Here is a 25,564-nt window from a genome sequence, read left to right as displayed (position 1 = left end):
TTATTTTTCCGGCGATTTTTGTCCTGCTGTCTGCAGAGCAATTTTTTCTTTTGCTTTTTCCGGCATTTCCAGCAGGGCAAACTCGTAAAAGATGCCGTAAATATACGTGATTCCACGGATATCGCCCAGCGCTTTCGGGCGCTCGACAACCGGTCTTTCGCTCTCCTGCTGTAATTCCAGCACTTTCTGATATGCACTCCGGACGGAGCTCCAGACAAGACTTTTGCTTTTTTCTCTGCGGTTGATCCAGAGCTCTTTTGTATAGGTGCCGCTTCTGCCGTATTTCATATGGTAGGAATACGGCAGGCCGGAATAGGTATGAAATTCAAAATCCTGGAATGTGAGTAAGCACTCCCACAGGGCTTCTTCTGTCCGCTCCTTGCGGAGCCGCTGCAGGGCCTGTTCTCTTTTTCGCTGTAATCTTTCCTGTGTTTCTTTCGTTTCTTCCATCTTGTTTGTCTTCTCCATCCTGTTTTTAATCCACCAGAAATTTATCCAGCTCCGCCGTCACGACCGGATTACGTTTTACCTGCGGATGGTCGATTTTTCTTCCCTTCGCGACAACCATTTCGATCTGGCGCAGAGCACGGAGATCTTCGAGCGGATTCTTTGCGGTGACGATGAAGTCTGCACATTTTCCCGGCTCGATCGTTCCGGTTTCGGCTCCGATTCCTGCCATCTCGGCGGCGCGGGCGGTTGCGGATGCTTATTTTTCGAGGATTTCCCGCATCTGCTGTATAATTTTTTTGATTTCATAAACCGATACGCTGTTTACGACTTCAAAATTGATCTGCTTTTCTTTTCCACTGTATTTCGCTTCATACTCTCTGGCTCTTTCTTCGTCATGGTCTTTGTACCGTGCTTTGCCGATCAGATAGGCATCTGAATTGGCCGTATCGGGGTAGCCTGGGCCTTTTTCCAGTTCAAACAGTTCTTTCTCTTCTTTCAGATCATTTTCCAGTCTGCTTAAGTCTTCCAGAAATGCGGCGCAGACCTCGGATAATGTTTTCTGATGTATACCAGATTTTTGTGCAGACATGTCGCACTTTTTTCCATCAGATGACGCTCTGTTTCTTTTGTCAGATAGTCAAATTCCCCCCGCTGCACTTCATCCCCCTGAATGGACCGCGCAAGCTGTTCGAACCAGTACATCTGCCGCGGCATGCTGTCCGGGAACATGAAATACGTAGAAAACTCGTGATCGATCATCGGCGCCAGACGCAGAATCTTGTCATCCTCATCGCAGACAAACGCAATATTTTCATAGTGATAATTTTGATCCCCTTTCAAAATCGAAACCAGAATCTGCATTACCAACTCCTCCGCCATCGCCGTGTTGTTCTGGAAGTAGTCCGATTCGAGGATTTCGGTATAATCGTAGAACATCTGGCAGTAATTGACGTAATCATCGATGTGAACTTTGGGATCTGGATATTTTCGAAAAAATTCCAACAGATTCAGCAGATGCTCTCCCTTGTTATAAATCATCGGCGAAACGGTTCCATAGTCATAATACTTTTCCACCTCCGCCTCATACCCTTCACAAAACGCAAGCCGATACTGCGGTGCCGGCATAAAATACGCCCCAATCACCCACGACCAGAAAACTTCCGCATAAGCAAAAAGCGGCGTAGACAGCGGTTTCGATTTTGTGAGCGGTTTGAAAACAACAGCCCCCTCGAAAACCGGAAAATGCTTCTCCCCTTTCACAACTCCAACCGCCTCCGCCTTCAGATTTCCGGTGCGGGCGACGTAGATATATTTCTTCGGTATATACGATGGTTTCTGCATCGTGTTTCGCCCCCTTAATTTTTTGCTGAAAACATTACGTCATTTTTTGAAAGAAGATACACGCAATACTGATTCATACTGATGCCTTCCCGTTTCGAATGTTCTGCCAGTGCTCTGTGCAGACTTCGCGGCACTCTCAGCTTAAATTGACCGGAATACGCTTCCAGACCATCCGGCTCGGAGATTTCGATTCCTTCCTCCAAAGCTGCCTCCAGCCATGCCTTTTTTGCATCCGCCGCATTTGCCACTGCACTTTCTATGGTCTCCCCGCAGGTAATACAGCCTGGCAAATCCGGATAAGACACTACAAATCCGCCTTCATCCTGATCTTCTACAATCTCCATACGATAGGACATTTTCATATAATCATTCAACGTTTTCATGTTTCTTTTCCTCACGTTCTATCACCTGTCTTACCATTTCCACATACACTTTTCGCAGTTCATCAAATCGTAGATCCTTTGATAATCCACAGATACGTGCAATCATTTTATCCCATTCTGACATACGATTTCTACCTGCTTTATTTTTCTTCCTGCAACGCCGCCAGATACCCCAGAACTCTCTCTTTCTGTCTGCCCGGCAGATTGCGGAAGCCTTCCAGAATTACTTTTTCCTCGGAATTTACTGCGCGCAGTTCCAGATCTACCGCGTTTTGTTCTGTTTCGCTCTCTCCCAGAAGTTCATACGGCGTAACCTTCAGCACTTCGCAGATTTTTAATATTTTATCCGCCGACGGATTCGTGCCCTTTCTTTTCCAGTCGCTGATGGTGCTCTGGGAGATTCCGGTTTCTTCAGAGAATTCCTTCTGCGACATGCCGTTTTTGAGAATTAATTCAAAAATTTTTTCACTAATCATTTTTCATTCCTCTTTATTTTTTCATATATTTAAAAAATATCCTCTTCTTCTAGCTCCATATCTGATTCTTCCCATGGCGTACCATATAGAAATCCTCCTGCCGTATATCCTGCAATGAAACTGAAATTTTCATCCTGGCATCCCTGTCCCTTTTCAAGTCCTTCTTTTGCCAGCTTCAGCGCCTGCTTCTCATTTTTTGCAGTATTCAAGAAATGCCTTCTGTGCCATTATATTTTTTTCAACCAACAGACAGATCAATTCTCTTAATTGCTTATCTTGATATTTTGAAATTAACTTTCTAATTTCTGCTTTATTCATATCTTCTCCTGCTTTCTCATGCAGCTCACGACTTTATTATAACGGTTCTTTCTTCTAACCACAAATGTTTTCTGAATCCCGTAAAATTTCATCACTTCCTCCAATGCTGAAAAAACGCCTCTTCCTGCCCGGTGCGGATACCGTATTTTCTTCTTGCAATGTAGAATTTTGATTTCCAGCTTGAGGTCTGCACCGGGATTGCAGTGATGTGGTGGAGGCGGACGATGTCCATGTAGGGGAGGATGGAAATGCCGAAGCCGTTTTCCACGATGCCGATTGTCCCGACCGATATTTTTCCGCGCGATCTGTCTGAACTGCTGCACAAAAAGTACCACTGGATCAAGACAACGTTCGACCTCACCTGTCTGACAACGACCGTACTTCTTTCCCTTTTGATCCTTCATCATCTTTATGGAATCGGCATCGGTACTTTCTTCTGTGCCTTTATAACAGGACGAACCGTTGCTCTGGTTCAGAAATTTATTGGAAATCATGTGGAATTTTACCGTCTGACCCCCAAAAATATGGTAACGTCTGGAAAAAAATGCGCCATGCATAATCTGCTAAACTGTTTCTTTCCTCTGGACCAATTATTGATATGCTTGGCAACGCAGAAACTGCCCGAATTCCAGTTTTTGTACTGAAACTCGGGCAGTTTTCCTGCCAACATTGATGCAATGGTTCCATGTTGATTTCCGCGCACTGAACCGTCCTTCTCTTTTTTATGCGTTCTGTTCCGCTTCCACTTCCCGGTTGATCTCATCCTCGCTGTCGGCCATTGCCTGCAGGGTCATGGTCAGTAATTTTTCCAGCGGCCAGCCAAGCTGATCGGCGCCCCTCTCAATGACCTCTCTCGAACATCCTGCTGCAAAGCCTTTGCTCTTATATTTCTTCTTTAAGGATTTCAGTTCCATGTCTTTTGTGCTCTTCGAAGGCCGCATCAACGCAGCTGCCCAGATCAGTCCCGTCAGCTCATCTGCTGCAAACAGAACTTTTTCCATCTCATGCACCGGCTCCACATCCAGTGTGACGCCGCACTCAATGGTAATGCCGCAGCCATGGGAAACGACACCATGAATGATATCTTCCGACACGCCGCCTTCCCGCAGAAGCTCCGGTGCTTTCAGGCAGTGCTCTGCCGGATACAGCTCAAAATCAATGTCATGCAGCAGTCCGACAATACCCCAGTGCTCCTCTTCTGCCCCATAGCCAAGCTCTCTTGCATACCATTTCATCACGGCCTCTACGGTAAGCGCATGCTGAATATGGAAGGGATCTTTGTTGTATTTTTTTAATAAAGTAAATGCCTCATCTCTTGTAATTTCACTCATGCTTAATTTTCTCCTTCCCTTTTCTCTTTCCAGAATCACCTGGATTGGATTTGAATTATAATTTCGTTCATTATAATTCTATATTCATAGCAACTCAATAGGTTTATCAAGACTTTTTTGTACATCATATAAAAAGGCGCCGTTCCCTCACCTTTCAGAGAGAGGGCACAGCGCTTTTCTTATTTTTCAAATTCTACACTTTACAGCAGTTCCGGTTTCAGCCGCACATCGAAGCTGATTTCGGTTTCTTTCAGCTGATATTTTTCCAGCAGCATCGGTCCGCAGCTTGCCGATCCGATCCCGGCCTGGCGGTAGTCGATGCAGAAAACAGTGCTTCCGCACGGCCGAAGCTCATAGTTGTGGGCTTTCGCGGTCAGCTCCTCCTGCGTGTAAATAGATGCCTGGAATGAGAAGGTTTTCTCGCCCACTGCCGTCAATACCGCACGATCACTGGCAAGACTTGCATAATCGCAGTCGTAGTGGCTGCCGTTCTCCTGCGGGCGGATATAGTCTTCCTGCTGTTCTGCCGGTGTGCTGTGGAAAACGCCGTGATAGCTTGCCTGGTGCTTATCCACGTAGCTCTCCACCGGACCGAGACCGCAGTAGGTCAGTTTTGCAAACGATTTCGGCAGGAACAGGCGCAGGCCAAAACGCGGCAGAACCGAGAATACCGGGTCTTTCTTTGCTTCTACATGGACATCGGTCGTTCCGTCGCTATAAATTGTCCATTTGATCACACCTGCAAGGATCCGCTGCAGAGCCGGCGACGAAATCGAATAGCTTGTCTCGATCTCCACGCAGCCGTTTTCTTCTTTTGCCGTTGTCTCATACGCCCGCGTCACGGTGCGGTCATACTGAGCACGCATCCAGGTATTCTTGATATTGCGGTCATTGTCTGTCGGCGCACGCCAGATGTTCAGCTCCATCGGGCGGTCGAGCAGATTCTGGTTGGCATAGCACATTTCCTCGAACAGGCCGGTGAACTTATTATAGGTATAGCTGAACTGTTCCGTCGATACCGTCAGATAATGATCGTCCTCTTTCCATCCAAACGAAGCCGTTCCATCCGGGCGCTTCATCATCTCTTTTGCCTTCTGGTTCTGATTATCTTTCGTTTTCACCGGAACTTCTTCAAATCCCAGTTCGAACTGCTCCGGCAGCACCTCAGTGGCCTGTTTCTGATACCAGGTAACCTTCAGCGCACATTTTCCCTGCTCCGACACGGAAATGGCAAGCGGAATCGTCTTCTCACAGCCTGCCGCAAGCTCCAGCAGTGCTTCATCTGTAATCTTGCCGCTCTCCGTCACTTCACCGTCCACAAGCACTTCATAGCCGAGCACAGCGTAATCTTTCAGATTCACAAAATTCATATAGTTTTTGATGGTCAGTGTACCCTTTTCGGCATCATATCCCGTCACGCGCACCGGACGATACACGTTTTTAAATTCCATCAGACCCGTATGCGGTGTGCGGTCCGGATAAACAAGTCCGTCCATGCAGAAGTTGCCGTCGTGCGGATACTCGTTGTGGTCGCCGCCGTACGCGTACATCTTCTTTCCCTCGATCGTTTTTCCCATATCAATCGCGTGGTCGCACCACTCCCAGATAAAGCCGCCGCACATCTTCTCCTCGCTGTGGATCAGTTCAAAGTAATCTTCAAGATCTCCCGGGCCGTTGCCCATCGCATGGCAGTATTCGCACATGATATACGGCTTATCCCCGTACTCCACCAGCTCTTTTTTGATCTCCTCGAGTGATGGATACATGCGGCTGTAGAGGTCGAGGTTGCTGTAATCGTATTTCTTCGGATCATCCACATACCGTGCCGACTCATAGTGCGTCAGACGCGTCGGATCAAATTCCTTCGTCCACTTTAAGGCCGCCTCGAAGGTACAGCCGTATGCGCACTCATTTCCCATCGACCAGATGACAACGCTCGGGCGGTTTTTATCGCGCTCTACGCAACGCTGTGTGCGGTCTACGGTTGCCTCGGTAAATACCGGATTGTTCGCAATTAGTTTATTCCAGTTCTTCGCATACTCTTCCCAGCTCGTGTAATTCGCATAAATTTCCTCTGTGCCGTGACTCTCATTGTCCGCCTCATCGATGACATAAAACCGAGACGGTCATAAAGCTGATAACAGTACGGCGCATTCGGGTAATGGCTGGTCCGGATCGCATTGATGTTGTGCTCTTTCATTACCTTCAGATCTTTTTTGATCTGTGCAAGGCTGATTGCAAATCCCGTCACCGGATCGCTGTCGTGGCGGTTTGTTCCGTGGAATTTGATCTTCACGCCGTTCAGGTACAGCACACCGTCCTTCGCGTGGATCTCACGGATGCCGACATGATCATTGATCACCTCACCCGCCGTCTCCAGCACCAGCGTATACAGATACGGCTCCTCGGCATTCCACAGATGTGCATCTTTTACATGCATCTGAACCGTATCGCCGTCAAACGCTGCCTCTGCCACAAGATGATTTTCTGCATCAAACAGCTTTGCCGTTCCTTCCTGCGGTTCCCCGTCATTCCAGGTAATCGCAATCGAAACTTCTCCATTCTGGTACGATGCATCCGGCGCTGCCTTTACAAAGTAATCGCGGATGCCTTTTTCTGGTCTTGCAAGCAGATAGACATCGCGGAAAATGCCGCTCATGCGAAATTTGTCCTGATCCTCGAGATAGCTTCCATCGCACCATTTCAGCACCAGTACGGCGATGGTGTTGGTGCCATCTTTTAAGAAGTCTGTTACATCAAATTCACTCGTAGAATGAGACACCTGGCTGTAGCCGACGAAGCTGCCGTTCATCCACACGTAGAAACAGGAATCCACGCCCTCAAAATTCAGGAATGCCCTCGGTGCTTCCTCCTGTTTTTTCCACTCGAACGTTCTCACGTACGCACCGCACGGGTTCTCATACGGCACATACGGCGGATCCACCGGGAACGGGTAGCGGACGTTCGTATACTGATGGTGGTCATGGCCATAATTCTGCCAGACGGACGGCACCGGAATCGTCTCGAATGCAGAAGTGTCGTATCCTTCTGCGAAAAACTCCTCTTTTACATCGTAAACACTGGTAAAATAGCGAAATTTCCAGTCGCCGGAAAGCAGGAAAAAGCGGTCCGACGCCTCCCGGTTCTCCACCAGATCCTCCATGCGGCGGGATGCCGGAATGTAGTAGGCACGGTTCGGCATGGTATTCACATGCAGGTGATCGAAATCTTCGAAATATTTTGGAACAATCATCTCTTTTTAAGTCCTCCTTATTCTGTCTTTTGTTTCCAATATCGGCACCGAAACACACGCGGTCCCGGTGCCGATCAGGTTTTCTGTTATTCTTTTACTTTTTCCATGCAGGAAGAACGCCTTCGTAATTCATGCCATAACCGTAGTCATAGTTATGTCCTTCGCTGTCAATATAGGTTTCCATATCCAACGCACGGTCCTCGCTCTGCTCCTCAACCGCATCCATATCCTTCGGCATCTGGATCGGCAGACGGCCGGTCGGGTTGTAACCGCCGAAGACAACGTCGAGCACAGCGGCTCTCGAAACACCGAACTCTGCGACGATCGCATCGGCTTCGGCTTCAAATTCATGCATCACCATCGGGTTGTTGACGGTTGCGCAGACGATCACCGGCTTGTCGCCCATCGCGCGGCGGCATTCGAGAATATTGTCGAGATCAGCCTCGTTGTAGGCAGTGTTTGTCTTTCCAAAATAGCTGCGGTTCGTGAAATTCTCGCGGAAATCACCGCCGGCAATGCTCACCTCACGCGCTTTTTTCGCCGTATACGGGCGGTACTGCAGTGTAATCGGCAGATAGCCGTTGCCGCCGTTCGCAAGATCTTCGGTGGAATACGGGTTGCATGCCGGGCTTTCGACAAATACCAGCGCCACATCGGCCTCCTCCGGTGATGATACGCGTGTACCGTACTTGGACGGCAGTCCATCCGGCAGCGGATCTTCGGTTTTTGCCGGCAGATCGATGCGGAAGAACGCTTTGGACGGTCCGATCTTTCTCTCCGGAATATAAACCTTCAAACCTTTCTTCAGCGGAAGCACACCCTTCTGTCCTTCCGGTGCGCGTTTCGCACTGTTTTTCAGCAGGACGATGGATTTCTGCTGTGCCTCATAGCCATGGCGGCAGAACTCTTCGCATCCTACAATCTTTGCGGATTCTTCCGGATCAAGATACGGGTCCTCAAACAAGCCGCAGTGGAAAATGTTGATCAGAAGACGTTTGGCGGACAGCTCCATGCGCTCACGCATCGCTTTCTCGCCGTATTTCTCACAGCCGATCTTATACGCCTCGACAATCGGACCGGACTCGCTGTTTCCGCCGAACTGGTCAACGCCGTTTGTGATCGCCAGCAGACACCGTTCTGCCTCGGTCATATCCTGCACGCCGTAGCAGCGGCTTCCAAATCCCTCAATCGTCTTCTCCGGATCCTGGGTGATGCCCCAGTCGGTGCAGACAATGCCTTTAAATTCATATTTTCCGCGCAGCAGATCCTTGATCAGGTACTCGCTGTAGGAGTTTCCGACGTTCTTGCCGTTTTTCTTGTCCACGCCGTAGGATACGGTGTAGTACGGCATAACCGCGGATGCGCAGTCGGTCGGTCCGTCCAGGTGGAAGGCTGCCTCGGTAAACGGTTTTAAATGCTCCTCAAAATTTCCGGTCGGATAAACGGCAAACTGTCCGAATGCATAGTGTGCATCGCGTCCGGCCTCTCCGGTGCCGCCGCCCGGCCAGTGTTTGACCATCGTGTTGACGCTGTCTTTTCCCCAGCCGTCTGCTTCCCCTTCCGTTGTCTGCATACCGTCACAGTACGCTTTGGTAAGCTTTTTGGACATCTCCACTTCTTCGCCTAACGTATCGACAAAGCGCATCCATCTCGGCTCGGTGCAGAGGTCGATCTGCGGTCCGAGTGCCGTTGTGATGCCGAGTGCCCGGTACTCACGGGAGGCATCCTTTGCAAACTGTCCGGCTACTTCCGGGTCAAAGCATGCTGCAAAGCCGACACCCTCCGGCCATTTGCTGATCTCGTTTCCGCCGCTCTTGAACTCTGCGCCAGAATCCTTTGCTCCATTCCGCGGATCAGAGGAGAGGTTGATCGGAATACCATACGGCAGTGTCTCTGCCCGTTTCTGCAGCTCATTGCTCCATTTTGCGGAAATCTCCGGGCTTTCCACGTTCGTCAGCAGGATATGGCGGATATGCTCGTCCTCCAGAAATTCTTTCTGCTGATCTGAAATCGCATACGGTTCTTTGCCGGATTCCAGATACGTTTTTCCGTCAAACGTTCCCTGGAACGGACCGCCCGGCATCGGCGGTACGGCCTGGTGCGGTGAGTACAGCATAAGGCCAGCGATCTCCTCGATGGAAAGACGGCCCGCAAGGTCTGCGGCTCTCTCCTCATCGGAGAGGCGCCAGTTCTCATACGGCAGCAGTTCGCCGGTTTTTGCCAGGTCTTTAAAGTAATACCCGTCTTTTTCCAGTACCTTAACTCCGGACTCCTCTGCCCAGGCGATCGTTTTTCCGCCCTCCTGGCGGATCCGGTGGATTCCGTTTTTCGTTGTTTTCTCCATAAATTTCACCCTTCTTTTCCCAATTTATTTTGTTTCAACTCACAGTAGGTATTTTCACGGAGTCTGACATGTCGAGAATAGTTCGACTGTGATTTGCCTCATGTCAGTGGAGGATACCGATTTCTCTCCGCCTGCCACTGCCGTTATGTTTCTTTTAACAATTCATCCCACCGCTTTAGAAGCGGGGGACTTCTTGTCTACTGGTGTTAAAGTAAATACTGCACTGTTTTCCGTCGTGCTGCTGTTGCCGATCATCACCGTAAAGGTACCCGGCTCGCTGCCGAAGGTTCCGTCGAGCCGGTAGTAGCGCAGATCCTCTTCGGTAATATAGAACGTAACCTCCTGCTCCTCACCCGGGGCAAGCTCTACTTTCCGGAAACCTTTCAGCTCTTTCACCGGACGAACCACATCGGAATAATCATCGCGGATGTACAGCTGAACAACCTCGCAGCCTGCAGCATCACCGGTATTCTTCACGGTTACTTTTGCTGCAATTCTGCCATTCTTATCCATCTCGTTCTGGTCAAGCACGACATCCGAAACGGCAAATGTCGTGTAGGAAAGACCATAGCCGAACGGATACAGCGGTGCATTCGGAATGTCAAGATATTTGGAACGGAACCGCTCTTTCATGCCCGGCAGATTCGGTCTTCCGGTGGAATACTCGTTGTAGCTGACCGGTGCCTGGCCCACGCAGTATGGGAAGCTCATCGGCAGCTTGCCAGACGGATTTTTCTTTCCGGTCAGGACATCCACAACAGCGCTTCCGCCCTCGGTTCCCGGGAACCATACCTCGAGAATGGCTTTTGCTTTAGCGCTGATTTCCCGCAGATCCAGCGGGCGGCCGTTGAACAGAACGACAACCACATTCGGGTTAACGGCCAGCACTTTGTGGAACAGCTCCATCTGGATTTCCGGCACATCGATCATGGCACGGCTGGTCGCCTCGCCGCTCTGCAGATAATGCTCACCCATCGGCATTACCACGAGATCGGCCTCTTTTGCTGCCTGTAGTGCGCTCTGCTCCATGGCAGCAAGCTCTTCCTCACTGTATTTTTTCGGTGTCGTCTCGGTAAATCCGATCAGCTCCACATCGTTTCCGATAACCGGGCATCCTTCTGCATACGTGGTGCGTGATGCGTCGAAGACTTTCTCGGCTGCTTTCTGAATCGTCACGCAGTCCTTGCTGTCGCCGGTGAAGGACCAGCTGCTCTTGATTTCATGATTGTTGGTATACGGGCCGACAAATGCGATTTTTTTCGAAGTGTCAAGCGGCAGTACGCCGTCGTTTTTCAGCAGGACGAAGGATTCCTCCGCTGCTTTTTTCGCCAGTGCACGGTGCTCCGGGCAGAGGTTGTATGCTTTCTCTTTCTCGGCATCTGCATCTTTATATGGATTTTCAAACAGTCCCAGTTTGTTTTTCAGCTCCAGAATCCGCAGGCAGCACTCGTCAATCAGATGCTCGTCCACTTCACCTTCTTCTACGAGACGGCAGAGGTTTGCGGCGTAAACGGATGTCATCATATCAATATCCACGCCTGCCTCCAGCGCTTTTTTCGCTGCATCGGCGGCATCTTTCGAGCTTCTGTGGGCAACGGTTTCCAGAATGGCTGCAAAGTCAGAAATCAGCACGCCGTCAAATCCCATCTCGCCGCGCAGGATATCGCGCATCAGCCATTTGTTGGTGCTCGCCGGAACGCCGTTGATCGTGTTGAATGATGTCATCACCATCGCTGCGCCCGCATCGATGCCTGCTTTGTATGCCGGAAGATAGAATTCACGGAAGGTATGCTCTGAGAGCTCTACGGTGTTGTAATCTCTTCCTGCGACTGCTCCGCCGTAGCCTGCAAAGTGTTTGATGCAGGAGGCAACTTTTCCCGGTGTTTTTAAATCATCTCCCTGGAAGCCTTTTACGATCGCCTCGGAAAAGCGGCTGTTCAGGTACGGATCTTCGCCTGTGGATTCCACAACGCGGCCCCATCTCGCATCGCGCACAAGGTCAACCATCGGAGAAAAGGTAACGTGAAGTCCGGCCGCGGATGCTTCTTTTGCGGCTGCAGACGCGCACTCGCCGGAGAGCTCCGGATCAAAAGTGGCTCCCTGCGCCAGCGGCGCCGGGAAAATGGTCTTCATGCCGTGAATGACATCCATCATGAACAGCATCGGGATGTGATGCGGCTGTTTTGCCATGTAGTCATCCTGCAGTTTTTTCATCGTATCGGCACCGGCTGCACCGAGAATGGAACCGGCCATCTCCAGGTCCTCTTTTCCGATTCCCATGTCATTTGCCGGGCCGGTCAGGACGCTGTTTTCATCCCCGAGGTAAAATGCTCCGCTTAACTGAAGCATCTGATCTACTTTCTCTTTCAGCGACATATCCGCCAGCAGTTTTTCCAGATCCGTCTGTTTCATTGAAAAACCTCCCTGTTGTTATTTTCAGAATTTTCCTGTTTCTTATATCATTTGTTTCTATTTTACGGCATAACTCTGCATAAAACAATCACTTTTTTTGACCTTTTCCTCAACGATTTTAACAAAAGAAGCGGGTTCCGCCGTTTTTTGATTTTCGGCAGAACTCGCTCCCTTTTTTATAATTTAATTCCTTTTAATGCCGCGGCAAACGCATTGTTCACCGGCTCTTCGGCCTCTTTTTTCTGTTTCTTCATATAAGCTGCCACATCGCGCTTCGTCACGCCGCCGCCCTCTTTTTTGCGGCGCTCCTGGAATTTTGTCATGCGCTCTTTGTGGCCGCAGGCGCAGACAAACGTCGCATCCTCGCCCTTTCCGATCATCTCCATGCGCTTATGGCAGACCGGGCATCTCGCATTCGTCGTGCGGGAAACCGTCTCGCGGTAGCCGCACTCTCTGTCCTGGCAGACGAGCAGTTTTGCGTTCTTTCCATTCACCGCAAGCAGCCGTTTTCCGCAGTTCGGGCACTTCTTGTTCGTCAGGTTGTCGTGGCGGAACGTTCCCTCTTCCGTCTTGATCTCATCGATCAGTTCCACCGTGTAGCTGCGGATCTCCTCCATAAACACATCGCGCCGCTTCTTTCCCTTTGCAATGTCGTTTAACTGCATCTCCCAGCTTGCCGTCAGCTCCGGCTTTTTCAAATCCGCCGGAACCAGCTTCAGAAGCTGGCGTGCTTTCGAGGTCAGATAGATCTCATTGCCTTTTTTCTCCAGCAGAAAGCTGCGGAACAGCTTCTCGATGATATCCGCACGGGTCGCAACCGTTCCAAGGCCGCCCGCCTCACCGATCGTTTTTACCAGGCTGCTGTCGCGGTTTTCCATGTAGCGGACCGGATTTTCCATCGCGGAGAGCAGCGTGCCTTCCGTGAAGCGTGCCGGAGGTTTTGTCTTTCCTTCGCGGAGACTGATCTTCGGCTGCCCGATCTTCATGCCTGCCTCCAGAAGCGGCAGATTCTGCTCCCGCACCTCTTCTTTCGCCTCATCCTCTTCGTCGTACCGGTTATCCTCGTACGCCTCCTGCCAGCCTTTCTCGACCATGCGCTTTCCGCGCGCAGTAAAGCATTCCTTTTCGATGGAAGCCTGGATCACCGTCTCTTCATATACACACGGCGGCAGCAGTACCGCAAGAAAGCGGCGCACAACAAGATCATAAATGCGGCGCTCCTCGTTCGAGAGTGCGGATAACTGCACGTACTGCTCCGTCGGGATAATGGCATGGTGATCGGAAACCTTCGCATCATTGACAAAGAAGAGCTTTCCGTTCAGCGGACTGCGCTTCGCCTGCTGGGCCAGTGCTTTGTACGGGCCGATGCTGACCGCATCCAGCCGCTCTTTTAACGTCGGCACAATATCTTTCGTCAGATACCGTGAATCTGTCCGCGGATACGTAAGGACTTTATGGGTCTCATAGAGGCTCTGCATCAGATTCAGCGTCTGTTTTGCCGAATAGCCGAACCGTGCGCTCGCATCGCGCTGCAGCTCCGTCAGATCGTAGAGCAATGGCGCTTCTTTCTGCTTTTTCTTCTTTTCTACGTTCTGTAAGACAAGCGGATACCGTTTTGCCTTCTCTGCGATCTGCTTTGCCTTTTCCGGATCGGAGATTCTTGTGCCGCCCGATTTTTCATCTTTCCAGGTGTAGACCACACCGCCCGCCGCGGCCGTCACCGTGTAATACGGTTTCGGGACAAATTCACGGATTTCCTGCTCGCGCTGTGCGATCATGGCAAGTGTCGGCGTCTGCACACGGCCGCAGGAAAGCTGTGCATTGTATTTACAGGTCAGCGCTCGCGTCGCATTGATGCCGACGAGCCAGTCCGCCTCGGCACGGGAAACGGCAGCGCGGTAGAGATTGTCGTACTCTTTCGCATCCTTCAGATTGGCAAAACCCTCACGGATCGCCTTGTCCGTCACAGAGGAAATCCAGAGACGCTTACACGGCTTCTGGTTATGTGCTTTGTCGAGAATCCACCGCGCCACCAGCTCACCCTCGCGTCCGGCATCGGTTGCAATGACAATCTCATTCACGTCCTTCCGCGCAAGCTGTGTCGTCACCGCATGGTACTGTTTTCCCGTCTGCGGAATGACCTTGATCTGCAGTTTTTCCGGCATCATCGGCAGAACTGCCATATTCCATTCCTTATACTTTTTGTCATAGTCTTCCGGATCTTTTAACGTCACCAGATGGCCGAGCGCCCAGGTAACGATATACTTGTTTCCCTCCAGCGCTCCGTTTTCTTTTTTGCTGCACCCCAGTACGCGCGCAATGTCGCGTGCCACGGATGGTTTTTCTGCAATTACCAGAGTTTTCATAAAATGTCTGCTCCTTTTATAGCTCTTTATACTGTTTTACAATTTCCTCCCGGTCTTTTCCGAGAATGAAGTAATAATCAATCTGTCCGTCCCCTGCGGTGTGAAGATACGTTCCAAACGTCCGTACATTGCACAGCAGTGCCGTCCGGGACGCGGCGGCCGCAATGCCGTAGCCGCGGTTCGAAACAAGCAGCGGCATCCGCGCCTGCTTTCCGCCAAAAGAGACGTAGCGCGCCCTCGCGGTCAGATCCAGCCACTCGGTCGAAAGAATGCCTTTTGCTTTCAGCTTTTCGGAACCGCTCCAGTCGAAGAACGTCCATGTCATGCCGCCGTCGATCATGCGCGGCTCGTCACGCTTCTCGGAAAGGATTGGTTTGTTGTCCGGCGTCAGGAACTGCACCGCGCCGTCCTTTTTTTCTACCATGACGCGCAGCTTTTCCGTCTCGACCAGAACCGCCGTCTTCGATTCTTTCGCACTCCACGAAAACGCGGTGTCTGCCTCGGCTTCCAGTACGTGTCCTGCACTTTTGCGGTCACACTCTTTACGAAACTGATGCGGATCACCTCCGGCGCGATCGGGGTGATGCGTAAGATGCCGTACATGCTGGCAATCTCAACCGCCGATTTTCCTTTCTTCGCCCATTTCACCGCACACTTGATCTTCGAATGGCCCTTGATGCGCAGCAGCTCGTTTTCCGGGATTGCACCGAAAGCGTAAGGTGAGGTATTCAGGCGCTCCGTCTTCTCGGCTTCTCCTGGTACCATACCTGCTCCGCCCGGTCTTTTTGCACTCTGCACTCCGGCCGTGCCCATTCCATATTGCATTCCTGCCTGTGTTCCTGCACTCCGTCTGCTTCCCGGCGCTTTGCCGCCTGCCTTTCCATGATAAGCCGCACCAGCAAAAATAGATGACACCCCTTCCGGTGCACGCTGCTGCATTGTCTTTGCGGCAATTTCTTCTCCCGTTTCTACCGCAGCCCTCCGCGTTGCCGTACTGCCTTTTGCCATCACCGCTGTTCCGGTCGTGCTTGTATTTCCAAGCGCCATTCCCGGCCTCTGCTCCGGCTTGATCACAATCCGTTTCGGTCCATGGCTGTTCCGCTCGTCCATCTCCTGAATGCCGATCGCGCGGTTCTCCTCACGCACCTCCTTCTGCGTCAGCGAAACCTTCTCATACTCTTTCGCCTTCGTCAGCGTCTCCATGGCAAATTCCTGATTGTGACGGCCCTTCGGCGCTTCTTTGGCAAGGATTCCCGTCAGTTCTCCTGTATACAGCACCGCCAGCTCATGCAGTGCCCGCGTCGCCGCCACGTAAAGCAGCTTCACCTGCCCGTCATTTTCAGGATATTTTTCTTCCGTCGGATCAAGAAGCAGCACCGCATCGAACTCAAGACCTTTCGTATATGCCACCGGGAGCACCATCACGCCCTCGCCGAACTCTGCCGTCTCGAGATCCTCCTCCACAACCGGCACGTATTGTTTCAGCTTCCGCGCCGTATCCGCCGCTTCTGCCTCATCCCGGCATACAACGGCAATCGTCTCATATCCCTGCGCCTGCCATGTCTTGATTGTCTGAACACCCGCGGCGAGCAGCGCCTCTTCATCGTCAAATGCTTCTTTCCGCACCGCCGTTCCGTGCCGCAGCACCGGCTCCACCGGATAGATCGCAAAGTCCCCATGCCGCAGAATCTCGTTTGCAAAATCGGAGATCTCCACCGTATTCCGGTAACTCTTCCGCAGAACGCCGAACGCATCGTACGTGCCGGTCAGAATCAGCTTTTTCAGCTCCTCCCAGTCGTTCAGGCCGTAGGAAAAATGGATATTCTGCGACGTATCTCCCATAATGGTATACGTACAGTCACGCAGACAGTAATGAAGCACCTGGTACGCCATCATCCCGAAATCCTGCGCCTCGTCGATGACCACATGGCTCGCCTCGCGCACGGGATCGTTTTCCTTGATCCGCTTATAGAGGTATGCCAGCGCCGCCAGATCATAGACATCAAAGGAGTTTTCCGGCACTTCCACCGCTTTTCCTTTCTCCTCCTGCTGCTCCAGAAACTGTAAATAGAGATCAAAAATGGATCCCCGCCATTTTCCATCTCCAAAATATTTCTCGTATTTCCGCTTCAGCGCCTTTTTTTCGCGCGCCGGAAACGTCACTTCTTTTCCCGAAACCTCGTTCTCAAATTTTGCCAGCAGGATCTCGTTCAGCATGCACATCTTTCCTTCCATGGAAAGTGTGGACTGCTCCCTGCAATAGTTATCAATATACTCGGCGTCCAGAAGCAATGTTCCCGTTTTTTCCAGCCGCACCGGCTCCCGCGGAATCTGCTCTGCCTCGTACGTACGGCAGAAATTTTCCAGATCGAAAAACCAGCCGCTTCCGCCCTTTATGCTGTTTTTCTCATCCGCGCGGTCGATGGTGTGTACCGTGTACTTTTCTTCGTCCCAGTCCTCGTACAGAAGCCGGATAAAAAGCTGCTCCATCGTCATCTGACGGATGCCGTACACATCGAGTTCCGGCAGAACGCTGGTAATGTAGTTCAGCAGAATGCGGTTGCTTCCAATGATATAGAAATCCTCCGGCCGGAAGTCCTCCTCGTAATTATAGAGGATGTACGAAATCCGGTGCATCGCCACCGTCGTCTTTCCGGAACCAGCCACGCCCTGTACGATCAGATTCGTCTTCGGGGATCTGCGGATAATGAGGTTCTGCTCCTGCTGGATCGTCGCAATGATCTCACCGAGCACCGCTTTTTTGTTCTTCGCCAGATACTTTGTCAGCAGCTCATCGTTCGCTACCACATCGGAATCAAAAAAGTCTTTCAGATGGTCATTTTCAATCTCATACGTCCGCTTTCTTTTCAGATCAATCGAAAAAGTACCCTCTGAACTCACCGTATAGCTGCACGGCCCGGTGCTGTTCTCATAATAGACGGAGGAAATCGGCGCCCGCCAGTCCAGCACAACCGGTTCCGCCTTCTCATCGGAAATGCCGACGCGCCCGATGTAATAGGACTCTAAAAACGAAAGCCGCGGATCCTGAAAATCAATCCGCCCGAAATACGGCTTCTTTCTCGCTTTTTCCAGCCGCGCCATGCCGTGCTGGTACGCATTCAGCTTCGCCGTCGCGTTGTTCCAGAGCGCCAGGCCTTCCGCCTCTTTTGCGTCATACGTCTCCATCAGATCCGCCAGATCCTCATTCGCCGACCGGATATCCGCCTTCGCCTGTTCCAGATTCTGCTCGGCAATCCCGATCACCTTCGCAAGCTGTGCTTCCTCCTCTTCCCTCGTAAGTCCGGGAATCTCTGATTTTCTGATGCTTCTTTCCAGTTTCTCTTCTTCCACTTTGTGCCTCCTTTTTTACGAAAAACTTCTTCTACATCAGCCCGTTCTTTTGATTCTCTTATTTCCATCCCAATAGACTTTATTTTACCATGCACACGTCTCCCCGGCAAGATACTTCACCCGCTTTTTCGTGCATCAAAAAAGACACCATGCATCTTACACACAGTGCCTTTCCGACTTTTTTTCTTACTGAAGGTAATCCTTAAATTTCTTTTTAAATGCTTCGATATCGTTCGTATGGGCTTCCACAACCGCATCCGGGTTTCCGGCGATCATCAGGACACTCATCAGGGATTTCGCATCAAAGACGCATCGTCCTATTTTTACGTCAACGTCGTAATCCAGGCGTTTCACCATATTTACAAATTCTTCTACACTCTCTACTTCATCAAACTTTAACGGTAACGAAATCATATTTTCTGCATCCTTTCTGCTTTTTGGTCTTTTTTTCATGATTTTGAATTCTTTCTTTTATTTCCTTCAAAATCGGTCAAAAGCTTACACGATATTCCTTTTTTGCTGTTTTTTCTGAAAGTAGTAATGAAATCGCCTTCATTTTCGACTGACACTAAAATAGCATACATCTGTCTCACTGCAAATATCCGTTTTAGACAAAATTCGACGTAGTTTTACAGCAATTTGCTCATATGTTCCGTCTGATTCGTTAAGTTGTTTCTTTTCCGGCACTTTTTTCGTCTGATCTGACGGGCCGGAAGGCCTTACTTGAGAATCACTCTCATGAAAAGTTATTCGCTGAAAATAATATTTCGGATCTTCCGGGACAGGGTGTACGTTCCGGCATCTTTTTTCTGGGTCATCATCAGAAATGTCATATTCTGCTCCGGCACGACTTCCATGTAGCATCCAAGCCAGCCGTCCCAGCCGAACTCGCCCTTGCTTCCCAGCGTTACCGCACGCGTCGGATCTACCAGAACACGCATCAGATTTCCGTAGGAAAATCCTTCCAGGCCGATCCAGTTATCAAAGCCTGCCTGCTGTACTGCGCTTAATGTGTGGCCTCCCAGAAATTTTACCGTCGCCGGACGGAGAATCTGTACACCGTTGTAGGTGCCGCCGTTCAGCAGCATCTGCGTAAATTTCGCATAATCGTCGATGGTAGATGCAAGGCCTGCTCCGCCTGCCTCATATGCCGGGCGGTACGCCATATCGTTCTGAATGCCAAGGTTATTGTCCAGATAACGGACAGACGGCTGTCCCTCCCTGCAGTCATACACCTTCGCCAGACGATCCTGCTTTTCTGCCGGAACCCAGAAATCGGTATCGTTCATGCCGAGCGGCTCGAAAATTTCTTTTTTCAGAAAATCCCCAAAGCGCATGCCGCTTGCCACCTCAATCACCGCACCTACGACATCCGCCGACGTTCCATAACTCCAGGACTGGCCCGGCTGATACAGAAGCGGGACTTTTCCAAGACGGTTTGCAAATTCTACTGTACTGATCGTTCCGCCGTTTTCTTCCTTAAGTCCGTGGATCACCTCCTGAAAAAGTGCATCGGTCTGCCGTCCCGTCTCATCCGTTCCGCCGTACGTCAGCCCGGATGTCATATTCATAATATCCTCCAGAAGGATCTCCCGCTCCGCTTTTTCTATCTTCTCATCCGCTGTACATACAACCGGGTTCCGGAAGCCCGGCAGATACTTGCTGACCGGATCCGCCAGATCGACGATTCCGCGCTCTACCAGAATCATCATGGCCGTCGCGGTAATCGGCTTGCTCATGGAGTAGAGACGGAAAATATTATCGCGGGAAACCGGCTTTTTCGCTTCGATATCCGCATATCCGCTCTCCAGATAAACCTGCTCTTCTCCGTCTTTGATCACCATCAGAAGACAGCCCGGTGTCTCTCCTTTTGCAACGGACGCATCCATCACCTGCTGCAGTCTTTTCTTTATCACCTGTTCCATGGTATGCTCTAACCTCCATCTAAATTTCATTGTTTTTTCCTATTTTACCTCTCTTTTTGCCCCCTGTCATCTTTTATCTTGCTTTTCTTCTTCTATCCTCATTGTCTTTTTTCTGAAATCTTACAACTTTTCTGAAATTAAGAAAAACCATCAAAAACCATCATTGCCCTATTCTGAAAAATATGCTATTCTATATGTATATATATTTATGAATCTTCAGCTATTTAGAAAAACGAGGTGAACATCTTGCTGAAAACGAACGAATCCGCAGAAAATTATTTGGAAACTATTTTAGTCTTAAGTCAGAAAAAACCCGTTGTACGCGGTGTTGATATTGCAGAAGAACTTGGCTTTAAAAAATCAAGTGTCAGCGTTGCCATGAAAAACTTAAGAGAAAAAGAGCAGATCCGCGTAACGCCGGAAGGCTACATCTACCTGACCGACAGCGGACGCGCGATCGCAGAGATGATCTATGAGCGCCACCAGCTCCTCTCCCGCGGCCTGATGAGCCTTGGTGTTGATGAGCAGACCGCCACGGAAGATGCCTGCCGCATCGAGCATGTCATCAGCCAGGAAAGCTTTGAAGCGATCAAACGTCATCTGCACATGACTGCCGAAAAATAAACATGACAAAGAAAACGCTGCCGGAGTTCTCTTCTCTCCGACAGCGTTTCTCTTTCCGCCCGAAAGTCTCCCATTTCTTTGCCGGAGCCTTTCGGGTTTTCTTTTTACAGCATAAAAGTATACGTTCCGCTTCCCAGTTCCACGGTATCCGCCGGATCCTGCGTGTTTTTAAACAGGGTTGCCGTTGTATTGACCGGAATCGTAACCTGATACTCTATTTTGTCACCTTTCCGCTCCCATCCGGCAGAAATCACGCCGTACGGGCTGTTTACGGAACCTTTCATAAACTCGAGCGGGCCCGGCTGCGGTTTCAGCAGAATGTGCTGATAACCCGGTTTTGTCTCGTCTCTCTGGATACCAAGTCCCGTGTGATACAGCCAGGAAAGAACGCTTCCGAGAGAATAATGATTGAACGAGTTCATCGCATTCTGTCCGCCGAAGCCTTTTTCCTTCGTGTAGGAATCCCAGTGCTCCCAGATCGTCGTCGCTCCCTGGGTCACCGGATACAGCCACGATGGGAATGCCGTCTGCAGCATCATCTTCCAGGCATCCTCCACAGCGCCCTGCTCGGTCAGCATCTGGTTCAGAATACCCGTTCCAAAGAATCCCGTTCCGACCGTATGGCCGATCGCTCTCGTCTTTCGGATCAGATGCTCTCCTATTCTCTTTCTGTCTTCTGCCACACCATAAGACAGTGCAATTGCATACGAGCACTGCGTATCACACAGCGTTCCGTCCGCATTGCAGGTCTTTCCGGAATCCGGAAGTACAAATGTCTCATTCCAGAATTTCTTCACCTTCGCAGCAAGCGCCTCATACTGATGCTGCTCCTCTGTTCTTCCGAGCGCACCGGCAATCCGGCTCATCAGATCGGCTTCTTTATAATAGAATGCATTCCATAAAAGCAGCAGATCCGTCTCTTCCGGTGCCAGCCAGTCGCCAAGCGGTCCGATCGCCGGATTTACCTTCGTTCCCGGCAGACCCTTATCCTTCATATAGTCCATATATTTCTGCATGCCAGGATAAAATTTCTCCAGTGTGCGGATATCCCCATACTGCTCATACAGTTCCCACGCCATAAAAATACTCGCACACTCATACGTAATGCCGCCGAATCCGCCGCCCACCGGTGCAATCTCCGGGTACTGGCCTTCCGGTGTCTGCAGATCACGCATCGCCTGCAGGTTCCGCTCATAGAATTTCTTCAGGCTGCTGTTGTTGAGCGCCGTATGGCAGAAAATATGCGTATCGCCCGCCCAGCCCATGCGCTCATTTCTCTGCGGCAGTCGGTCGGAATGTTGATAAAGTTGCATTTCTGTGACCAGGAAACATTCTCGGCAAACCGATTCAGCAGTTTATGGCTACTCGTAAGGCTTCCATGGAATTCCGTCACAGAAGAATACTGAAGACTCTCTACTTCTTCCAGCTCCGGCGCATGCTCCACACCGCTGATCTCAATATAGCGGTAGCCGTGGAAGGTAAACTTCGGCTGGAACACCTCTTCCCCGCCGCGGCAGATATAAACATCCGTACTCGTCGCATCCCGGTAATTTTCCAGCATCATCGTGCCTTCTTTTCCGGCATACTCCGGCAGATCCGGATAAAGCACCTCCGCATAGCGGATGATGATCTTTGTGCCCGCCTTCTCATGCAGTGTAATCCGCGGTACACCGGCCATCTCCTGTTCCAGATCGTAGAGATACACACCCGGGAACAGCTCTTTTCTCGTCTTTGCCGTTCTCCGGTCTACAATCCGCACCGGCGCATCGTACTCACCGATATATTCCGGCTTCTGCTCATGAACCGCCGGCCAGGACCGTCCAAAGCCCGGCATCGTGCAGAACTCTTCGATCATGACGGTATCCACAACAACTGGCTTTTCCCAGGTGCTGTCATCAAACTCCGGCAGAGAATAAGTTTCGTAAACCTCTGCCCGGCGCGCATCGTACTGCTCTCCGGCAAAGTAGCTGGAAAACAGGTAAGGACCTTCTCCGAAATACTTCCAATCCTCGGTATTTGTTCCAAAGACCTCGCGGCTGCCGTCCTCGTACTTCATGACAACCTTGGCAAGCAGACTCTCCTTGTCTCCAAAGTAATTGAAGTTCTTCACCACAAAGGTCTGTGCCTCGCTCCACCAGCCCGATGCCAGCGCCACGCCGATTCCGTTTCGGCCCGGTTTCATCAGCCCTGTGATATCGTATGTCTGATAGTTCATTCTGTGGTCATACTGTGTCAGACCCGGACGCAGCAGATCTTCCGTGATCTCCTGTCCGTTGATCCGGCAGTCGTAGATACCGCGCGCAGTAATATAAAGGCGTGCCGATGCCAGTTTTTTCTCTTTCTGGCAGGAAATACACGACCGCAGCATTGGAATTGAATGATGGGACGGATCTGCCGTAATCTGGCTGTCTTCTACTTTAAAGTATCCGTTTTCCACCGGAATCTGATCCGCAAAGATACTTTTTCCCCCATCCAGCCGTCCTTCCGGCGTCTCACGAACAATTTCCGCGGATGGTTTTCTTACGTTTCTTACGGTCAGATTCTTAAAATATCCTGTCGTCCCTTTTCCTGCATAAAATCCGATCTCATTCAGTCTCGGATACGGCAGCACATCGTTATTTCCTCTCGGATTCAGCTGGCGGCCTGATACTTTCGTTCCAAAAAATCCATGCTCTTCAATGGCATCCACGAGAATGCCGTCGACATAGGCGTATGCCACATTGCCGTCAACCTCTACGGTCAGCTTATGAAAGGCATCGGCATTCTCTGGTGTCAGGATTTCCTGTGTTTTCTCTTTCCAGTTGACCAGTTTTGTAACGGCAAACGGTTTTTCCGCTGTATCCTCCGGCGCATAGCCCACGCGGTAAATTGCGAGGCGTGCATCTCCATCCTCAAGGCACACAGCATAACGGATATAGTTCTCCCCTTCCATGCCAAGCTCATTTTTCGTATGATCGTTCAGACGGAAGTCATTGGCTCCAAAGACGATACCCGCTTCTCCCTTCCCGCCTTCCATCCGAAATTCACTCTCGATCGTAAAAACACCGCGGTTTTCCGCGCATACCGTCGCATGCGGTGCGCCGATCCACTCAGCTCCCTCCCATGCTGCATACAAAGAATCCATAAGGCCTGTCTCGAAGGAACTTTCTGCTTCTGCTTTTCCGCCGTGGTTATCCCACACCTCTGCTTTTACCTCATATTTGGTACAGGGCTGCAGTGCTTCTCCTTCATAACCAATCCCTGTTGATACGCCGGTTTCCATTTTTCCGCTGTCCCACACAGTATCTTCTCCGGTGCGCACAACGATCCGGCATGCGCTCTGCATCAGATTCTGTTCTCCTTCTTCTGCCGTCAGCAGCCAGGAAAATGCCGGTTTTTTCTCATCCAGCCCGATCGGTGCCATCTGATCTTCAATCAGAATTCTCTCTATCTTCATTTGGTAACCTCCCATTGCAAGTTTTGCCTTCTTTGCTGATTGTATTATACCGTCCAGCAGCTATTTCTGTTAAGATCAGTTTTTGCCCAAAAAAGCGTCTTTATTTGCATCTTTTCCGGTGTTATAATAAAGGAAATTACGAAAGAGAGGTACCATCAAATGAAAGTATTATTAATCAACGGAAGTCCTCACGCAAAAGGTAGCACTTATACTGCCCTGCACGAAATGGAAAAAGTCTTTACAGAAAATGGTATTGAGGCGGAAATCGTACATATCGGAAATAAAGATATCCGCGGCTGTGTTGCCTGCGGTGCCTGTTCCAAGCTCGGAAAATGTGCTTTTTCCGATATGGTAAATGAGGTTGCTCCGAAATTTGAAGAGGCTGACGGCCTTGTTGTCGGAAGTCCGGTTTATTATGCATCTGCAAATGCAACACTTATTGCTTTTCTTGACCGTCTGTTCTACAGCACACACTTTGACAAGACCATGAAAGTCGGCGCTTCGGTTGTCTCTGCACGCCGCGGCGGTCTTTCCGCTACCTTTGATGAGCTGAACAAATACTTCACCATCTCCGGCATGCCGGTTGCTTCCGGCCAGTATTGGAACAGTATCCATGGAAATAATGCGGACGAGGCACAGCAAGATCTCGAAGGCCTGCAGATCATGCGTACCCTTGCACGGAATATGAGTTTTCTGATGAAGAGCATCCAGCTCGGAAAAGAATCCTTTGGTCTTCCGGAAAAGGAACCGCGCGTCGGCACAAACTTTATCCGTTAATTTATCTGTTAAGCAAGATGCCGTCTTTCAGACTTTTTTCTATGTCTGGAATACGGCATCTTTTATAGCTGGAAGAAATTTTATACACGAAAAAAGCCTGCTTCCGCAGACTTTTTAAAGCGACCCGGATCGGGATCGAACCGACGACCTCCGCCGTGACAGGGCGGCGCTCTAACCAGCTGAGCCACCGGGCCAGACATATACAGAATATAAAATATGGAACTAAAGTGGACCTTCAGGGACTCGAACCCGGGACCGACCGGTTATGAGCCGGTTGCTCTAACCAACTGAGCTAAAGGTCCAAAGAGCCGATGATCGGACTCGAACCGATAACCTGCTGATTACAAATCAGCTGCTCTGCCAATTGAGCCACATCGGCATACATAACAAATATTTTATATTCAGTGACTCCGACGGGAATCGAACCCGTGTTACCGCCGTGAAAGGGCGATGTCTTAACCGCTTGACCACGGAGCCATATTTACTTTTTGAAAGAACTGACCTGTAAGAAACTCTTACAGGTCGCATTCACTCCCCGAGTTGGGCTCGAACCAACAACCCTTCGGTTAACAGCCGAATGCTCTACCATTGAGCTATCGAGGATTATTTAATTGAAGATATTTGATATACCTTCAAAACCGCATACACTACACATCTATCATTCCATCTTGTGAACACAACCATTCAGGTCAAGCCCTCGACCGATTAGTAACAGTCAGCTCCATGCCTTACGGCACTTCCACCCCTGCCCTATCTACCTCGTCGTCTTCAAGGGGT

21 protein-coding genes, 5 tRNA genes, 1 rRNA gene and 2 pseudogenes are annotated in these 25,564 nt (G+C 50.4%); 3 read left to right on the top strand and 26 right to left on the bottom strand.

Annotated elements, in window-relative coordinates:
* The 9 genes and pseudogenes from DXA55_RS13700 to DXA55_RS18145 form a co-directional block, all read right to left on the bottom strand.
* On the bottom strand, positions 1-450 hold the full coding sequence (locus tag DXA55_RS13700; RefSeq protein ID WP_117814457.1) for a hypothetical protein: 450 nt from the start codon (positions 448-450) through the stop codon (positions 1-3).
* Positions 451-475: 25 nt separating this feature from the next.
* Positions 476-691, bottom strand: a pseudogene (locus DXA55_RS13695) (amidohydrolase family protein); the annotation flags it as partial.
* 15 nt (positions 692-706) lie between these two features.
* Positions 707-1,039, bottom strand: coding sequence for a hypothetical protein (locus DXA55_RS17885; RefSeq protein ID WP_242998554.1), 333 nt, complete (start codon positions 1,037-1,039; stop codon positions 707-709).
* Positions 967-1,791 carry a hypothetical protein gene (locus DXA55_RS13685; protein WP_117814455.1) on the bottom strand — a complete coding sequence of 275 codons (825 nt, stop codon included), beginning with the start codon at positions 1,789-1,791 and terminating at the stop codon, positions 967-969. Before DXA55_RS13685 ends, DXA55_RS17885 begins: the two co-directional genes overlap by 73 nt.
* A 14-nt stretch (positions 1,792-1,805) precedes the next feature.
* Complete coding sequence (locus DXA55_RS13680) at positions 1,806-2,174, bottom strand: type II toxin-antitoxin system HicB family antitoxin (protein ID WP_117814454.1); 369 nt, start codon at positions 2,172-2,174, stop codon at positions 1,806-1,808.
* Positions 2,158-2,298 (bottom strand): hypothetical protein, encoded by a 141-nt coding sequence (locus DXA55_RS17360; protein ID WP_199605835.1) that lies wholly within the window; start codon positions 2,296-2,298, stop codon positions 2,158-2,160. The genes DXA55_RS13680 and DXA55_RS17360 overlap by 17 nt, the downstream gene beginning before the upstream one ends.
* Positions 2,299-2,314: 16 nt before the next feature.
* Positions 2,315-2,650, bottom strand: coding sequence for a helix-turn-helix domain-containing protein (locus tag DXA55_RS13675; RefSeq protein WP_117814453.1), 336 nt, complete (start codon positions 2,648-2,650; stop codon positions 2,315-2,317).
* A gap of 29 nt (positions 2,651-2,679) precedes the next feature.
* Positions 2,680-2,859: a hypothetical protein gene (locus DXA55_RS13670; protein ID WP_117814452.1), complete on the bottom strand. Its 180-nt coding sequence runs from the start codon at positions 2,857-2,859 to the stop codon at positions 2,680-2,682.
* The gene (locus tag DXA55_RS18145; RefSeq protein ID WP_278309025.1) at positions 2,840-2,968 is read right to left on the bottom strand and encodes a hypothetical protein; all 129 of its coding nucleotides are present in this window, start codon (positions 2,966-2,968) and stop codon (positions 2,840-2,842) included. The genes DXA55_RS13670 and DXA55_RS18145 overlap by 20 nt, the downstream gene beginning before the upstream one ends.
* 248 nt (positions 2,969-3,216) lie before the next feature.
* Between DXA55_RS18145 and DXA55_RS17355 the strand changes: the two genes are divergently transcribed.
* Entirely contained in the window at positions 3,217-3,612 is a 396-nt protein-coding gene (locus DXA55_RS17355; RefSeq protein WP_199605833.1) for a DUF6198 family protein, read from the top strand.
* A gap of 78 nt (positions 3,613-3,690) precedes the next feature.
* On the opposite strand, the gene DXA55_RS13655 is transcribed toward DXA55_RS17355, so the two are convergent.
* The 9 genes and pseudogenes from DXA55_RS13655 to DXA55_RS13615 all read right to left on the bottom strand — a co-directional run bounded on the left by DXA55_RS13655 (position 3,691) and on the right by DXA55_RS13615 (position 19,980).
* Positions 3,691-4,299, bottom strand: a complete 609-nt coding sequence (locus tag DXA55_RS13655; RefSeq protein WP_117509411.1) for a hydrolase — start codon at positions 4,297-4,299, stop codon at positions 3,691-3,693.
* 200 nt (positions 4,300-4,499) lie between these two features.
* Positions 4,500-7,552: pseudogene (locus DXA55_RS13650) on the bottom strand (glycoside hydrolase family 2 TIM barrel-domain containing protein).
* 94 nt (positions 7,553-7,646) lie between these two features.
* Positions 7,647-9,896, bottom strand: coding sequence for a glycoside hydrolase family 3 protein (locus tag DXA55_RS13645; protein ID WP_117814451.1), 2,250 nt, complete (start codon positions 9,894-9,896; stop codon positions 7,647-7,649).
* Between the two features lie 162 nt (positions 9,897-10,058).
* Positions 10,059-12,308 carry a beta-glucosidase BglX gene (gene bglX / locus DXA55_RS13640; RefSeq protein ID WP_117814450.1) on the bottom strand — a complete coding sequence of 750 codons (2,250 nt, stop codon included), beginning with the start codon at positions 12,306-12,308 and terminating at the stop codon, positions 10,059-10,061.
* A gap of 176 nt (positions 12,309-12,484) precedes the next feature.
* The gene (locus tag DXA55_RS13635; RefSeq protein ID WP_022461978.1) at positions 12,485-14,674 is read right to left on the bottom strand and encodes a DNA topoisomerase III; all 2,190 of its coding nucleotides are present in this window, start codon (positions 14,672-14,674) and stop codon (positions 12,485-12,487) included.
* 16 nt (positions 14,675-14,690) lie between these two features.
* Positions 14,691-15,098: a hypothetical protein gene (locus DXA55_RS13630; RefSeq protein WP_158565091.1), complete on the bottom strand. Its 408-nt coding sequence runs from the start codon at positions 15,096-15,098 to the stop codon at positions 14,691-14,693.
* Entirely contained in the window at positions 15,092-18,025 is a 2,934-nt protein-coding gene (locus tag DXA55_RS13625) for a HelD family protein (RefSeq protein ID WP_117814448.1), read from the bottom strand. The genes DXA55_RS13630 and DXA55_RS13625 overlap by 7 nt, the downstream gene beginning before the upstream one ends.
* A 186-nt stretch (positions 18,026-18,211) precedes the next feature.
* On the bottom strand, positions 18,212-18,439 hold the full coding sequence (locus DXA55_RS13620; protein ID WP_147326098.1) for an HPr family phosphocarrier protein: 228 nt from the start codon (positions 18,437-18,439) through the stop codon (positions 18,212-18,214).
* A gap of 332 nt (positions 18,440-18,771) precedes the next feature.
* Complete coding sequence (locus DXA55_RS13615; RefSeq protein ID WP_242998552.1) at positions 18,772-19,980, bottom strand: serine hydrolase domain-containing protein; 1,209 nt, start codon at positions 19,978-19,980, stop codon at positions 18,772-18,774.
* Positions 19,981-20,199: 219 nt separating this feature from the next.
* Between DXA55_RS13615 and DXA55_RS13610 the strand changes: the two genes are divergently transcribed.
* A complete protein-coding gene (locus DXA55_RS13610) occupies positions 20,200-20,574 on the top strand; it encodes a metal-dependent transcriptional regulator (RefSeq protein ID WP_055221737.1) in 375 nt (124 codons plus the stop codon).
* Positions 20,575-20,678: 104 nt separating this feature from the next.
* Here the strand turns inward: DXA55_RS13610 and DXA55_RS18140 are convergent, their stop codons facing one another.
* Positions 20,679-21,839 carry an alpha-L-rhamnosidase-related protein gene (locus tag DXA55_RS18140; protein ID WP_158565090.1) on the bottom strand — a complete coding sequence of 387 codons (1,161 nt, stop codon included), beginning with the start codon at positions 21,837-21,839 and terminating at the stop codon, positions 20,679-20,681.
* Entirely contained in the window at positions 21,779-24,010 is a 2,232-nt protein-coding gene (locus DXA55_RS18135; RefSeq protein ID WP_158565089.1) for a family 78 glycoside hydrolase catalytic domain, read from the bottom strand. Before DXA55_RS18135 ends, DXA55_RS18140 begins: the two co-directional genes overlap by 61 nt.
* A 159-nt stretch (positions 24,011-24,169) precedes the next feature.
* On the opposite strand from DXA55_RS18135, the gene DXA55_RS13595 reads away from it, so the two are divergent.
* Positions 24,170-24,787 carry a flavodoxin family protein gene (locus DXA55_RS13595; RefSeq protein ID WP_022461984.1) on the top strand — a complete coding sequence of 206 codons (618 nt, stop codon included), beginning with the start codon at positions 24,170-24,172 and terminating at the stop codon, positions 24,785-24,787.
* A gap of 120 nt (positions 24,788-24,907) precedes the next feature.
* On the opposite strand, the gene DXA55_RS13590 is transcribed toward DXA55_RS13595, so the two are convergent.
* The 6 genes from DXA55_RS13590 to DXA55_RS13565 all read right to left on the bottom strand — a co-directional run.
* Positions 24,908-24,981, bottom strand: a tRNA-Asp gene (locus tag DXA55_RS13590).
* Positions 24,982-25,015: 34 nt separating this feature from the next.
* Positions 25,016-25,089 (bottom strand) — tRNA-Ile (locus DXA55_RS13585).
* 4 nt (positions 25,090-25,093) lie between these two features.
* A tRNA-Thr gene (locus DXA55_RS13580) sits at positions 25,094-25,166 on the bottom strand.
* Between the two features lie 26 nt (positions 25,167-25,192).
* A tRNA-Glu gene (locus DXA55_RS13575) sits at positions 25,193-25,264 on the bottom strand.
* 54 nt (positions 25,265-25,318) lie between these two features.
* Positions 25,319-25,390, bottom strand: a tRNA-Asn gene (locus tag DXA55_RS13570).
* Positions 25,391-25,472: 82 nt separating this feature from the next.
* Positions 25,473-25,564 (bottom strand): 23S ribosomal RNA (locus tag DXA55_RS13565); the annotation flags it as partial.

The organism is Blautia sp. OF03-13, from assembly GCF_003460685.1.
GTDB lineage: Bacteria > Bacillota > Clostridia > Lachnospirales > Lachnospiraceae > Fusicatenibacter > Fusicatenibacter saccharivorans.
The sequence above is the reverse complement of the archived record's forward strand: the minus strand, read 5'-3'. Positions and strand labels throughout refer to the sequence as shown.

What these genes read in the sequence shown, in the direction of transcription:
- DXA55_RS13700 (WP_117814457.1), bottom strand. Translation starts at nt 450, where the DNA reads ATGGAAGAAACGAAAGAAACACAGGAAAGATTACAGCGAAAAAGAGAA.
- DXA55_RS17885 (WP_242998554.1), bottom strand. Translation starts at nt 1,039, where the DNA reads ATGTCTGCACAAAAATCTGGTATACATCAGAAAACATTATCCGAGGTC.
- DXA55_RS13685 (WP_117814455.1), bottom strand. Translation starts at nt 1,791, where the DNA reads ATGCAGAAACCATCGTATATACCGAAGAAATATATCTACGTCGCCCGC.
- DXA55_RS13680 (WP_117814454.1), bottom strand. Translation starts at nt 2,174, where the DNA reads ATGAAAACGTTGAATGATTATATGAAAATGTCCTATCGTATGGAGATT.
- DXA55_RS17360 (WP_199605835.1), bottom strand. Translation starts at nt 2,298, where the DNA reads ATGTCAGAATGGGATAAAATGATTGCACGTATCTGTGGATTATCAAAG.
- DXA55_RS13675 (WP_117814453.1), bottom strand. Translation starts at nt 2,650, where the DNA reads ATGATTAGTGAAAAAATTTTTGAATTAATTCTCAAAAACGGCATGTCG.
- DXA55_RS18145 (WP_278309025.1), bottom strand. Translation starts at nt 2,968, where the DNA reads ATGAATAAAGCAGAAATTAGAAAGTTAATTTCAAAATATCAAGATAAG.
- DXA55_RS17355 (WP_199605833.1), top strand. Translation starts at nt 3,217, where the DNA reads ATGCCGAAGCCGTTTTCCACGATGCCGATTGTCCCGACCGATATTTTT.
- DXA55_RS13655 (WP_117509411.1), bottom strand. Translation starts at nt 4,299, where the DNA reads ATGAGTGAAATTACAAGAGATGAGGCATTTACTTTATTAAAAAAATAC.
- DXA55_RS13645 (WP_117814451.1), bottom strand. Translation starts at nt 9,896, where the DNA reads ATGGAGAAAACAACGAAAAACGGAATCCACCGGATCCGCCAGGAGGGC.
- bglX (WP_117814450.1), bottom strand. Translation starts at nt 12,308, where the DNA reads ATGAAACAGACGGATCTGGAAAAACTGCTGGCGGATATGTCGCTGAAA.
- DXA55_RS13635 (WP_022461978.1), bottom strand. Translation starts at nt 14,674, where the DNA reads ATGAAAACTCTGGTAATTGCAGAAAAACCATCCGTGGCACGCGACATT.
- DXA55_RS13630 (WP_158565091.1), bottom strand. Translation starts at nt 15,098, where the DNA reads ATGGTAGAAAAAAAGGACGGCGCGGTGCAGTTCCTGACGCCGGACAAC.
- DXA55_RS13620 (WP_147326098.1), bottom strand. Translation starts at nt 18,439, where the DNA reads ATGATTTCGTTACCGTTAAAGTTTGATGAAGTAGAGAGTGTAGAAGAA.
- DXA55_RS13615 (WP_242998552.1), bottom strand. Translation starts at nt 19,980, where the DNA reads ATGAAATTTAGATGGAGGTTAGAGCATACCATGGAACAGGTGATAAAG.
- DXA55_RS18140 (WP_158565090.1), bottom strand. Translation starts at nt 21,839, where the DNA reads ATGGGCTGGGCGGGCGATACGCATATTTTCTGCCATACGGCGCTCAAC.
- DXA55_RS18135 (WP_158565089.1), bottom strand. Translation starts at nt 24,010, where the DNA reads ATGAAGATAGAGAGAATTCTGATTGAAGATCAGATGGCACCGATCGGG.
- DXA55_RS13595 (WP_022461984.1), top strand. Translation starts at nt 24,170, where the DNA reads ATGAAAGTATTATTAATCAACGGAAGTCCTCACGCAAAAGGTAGCACT.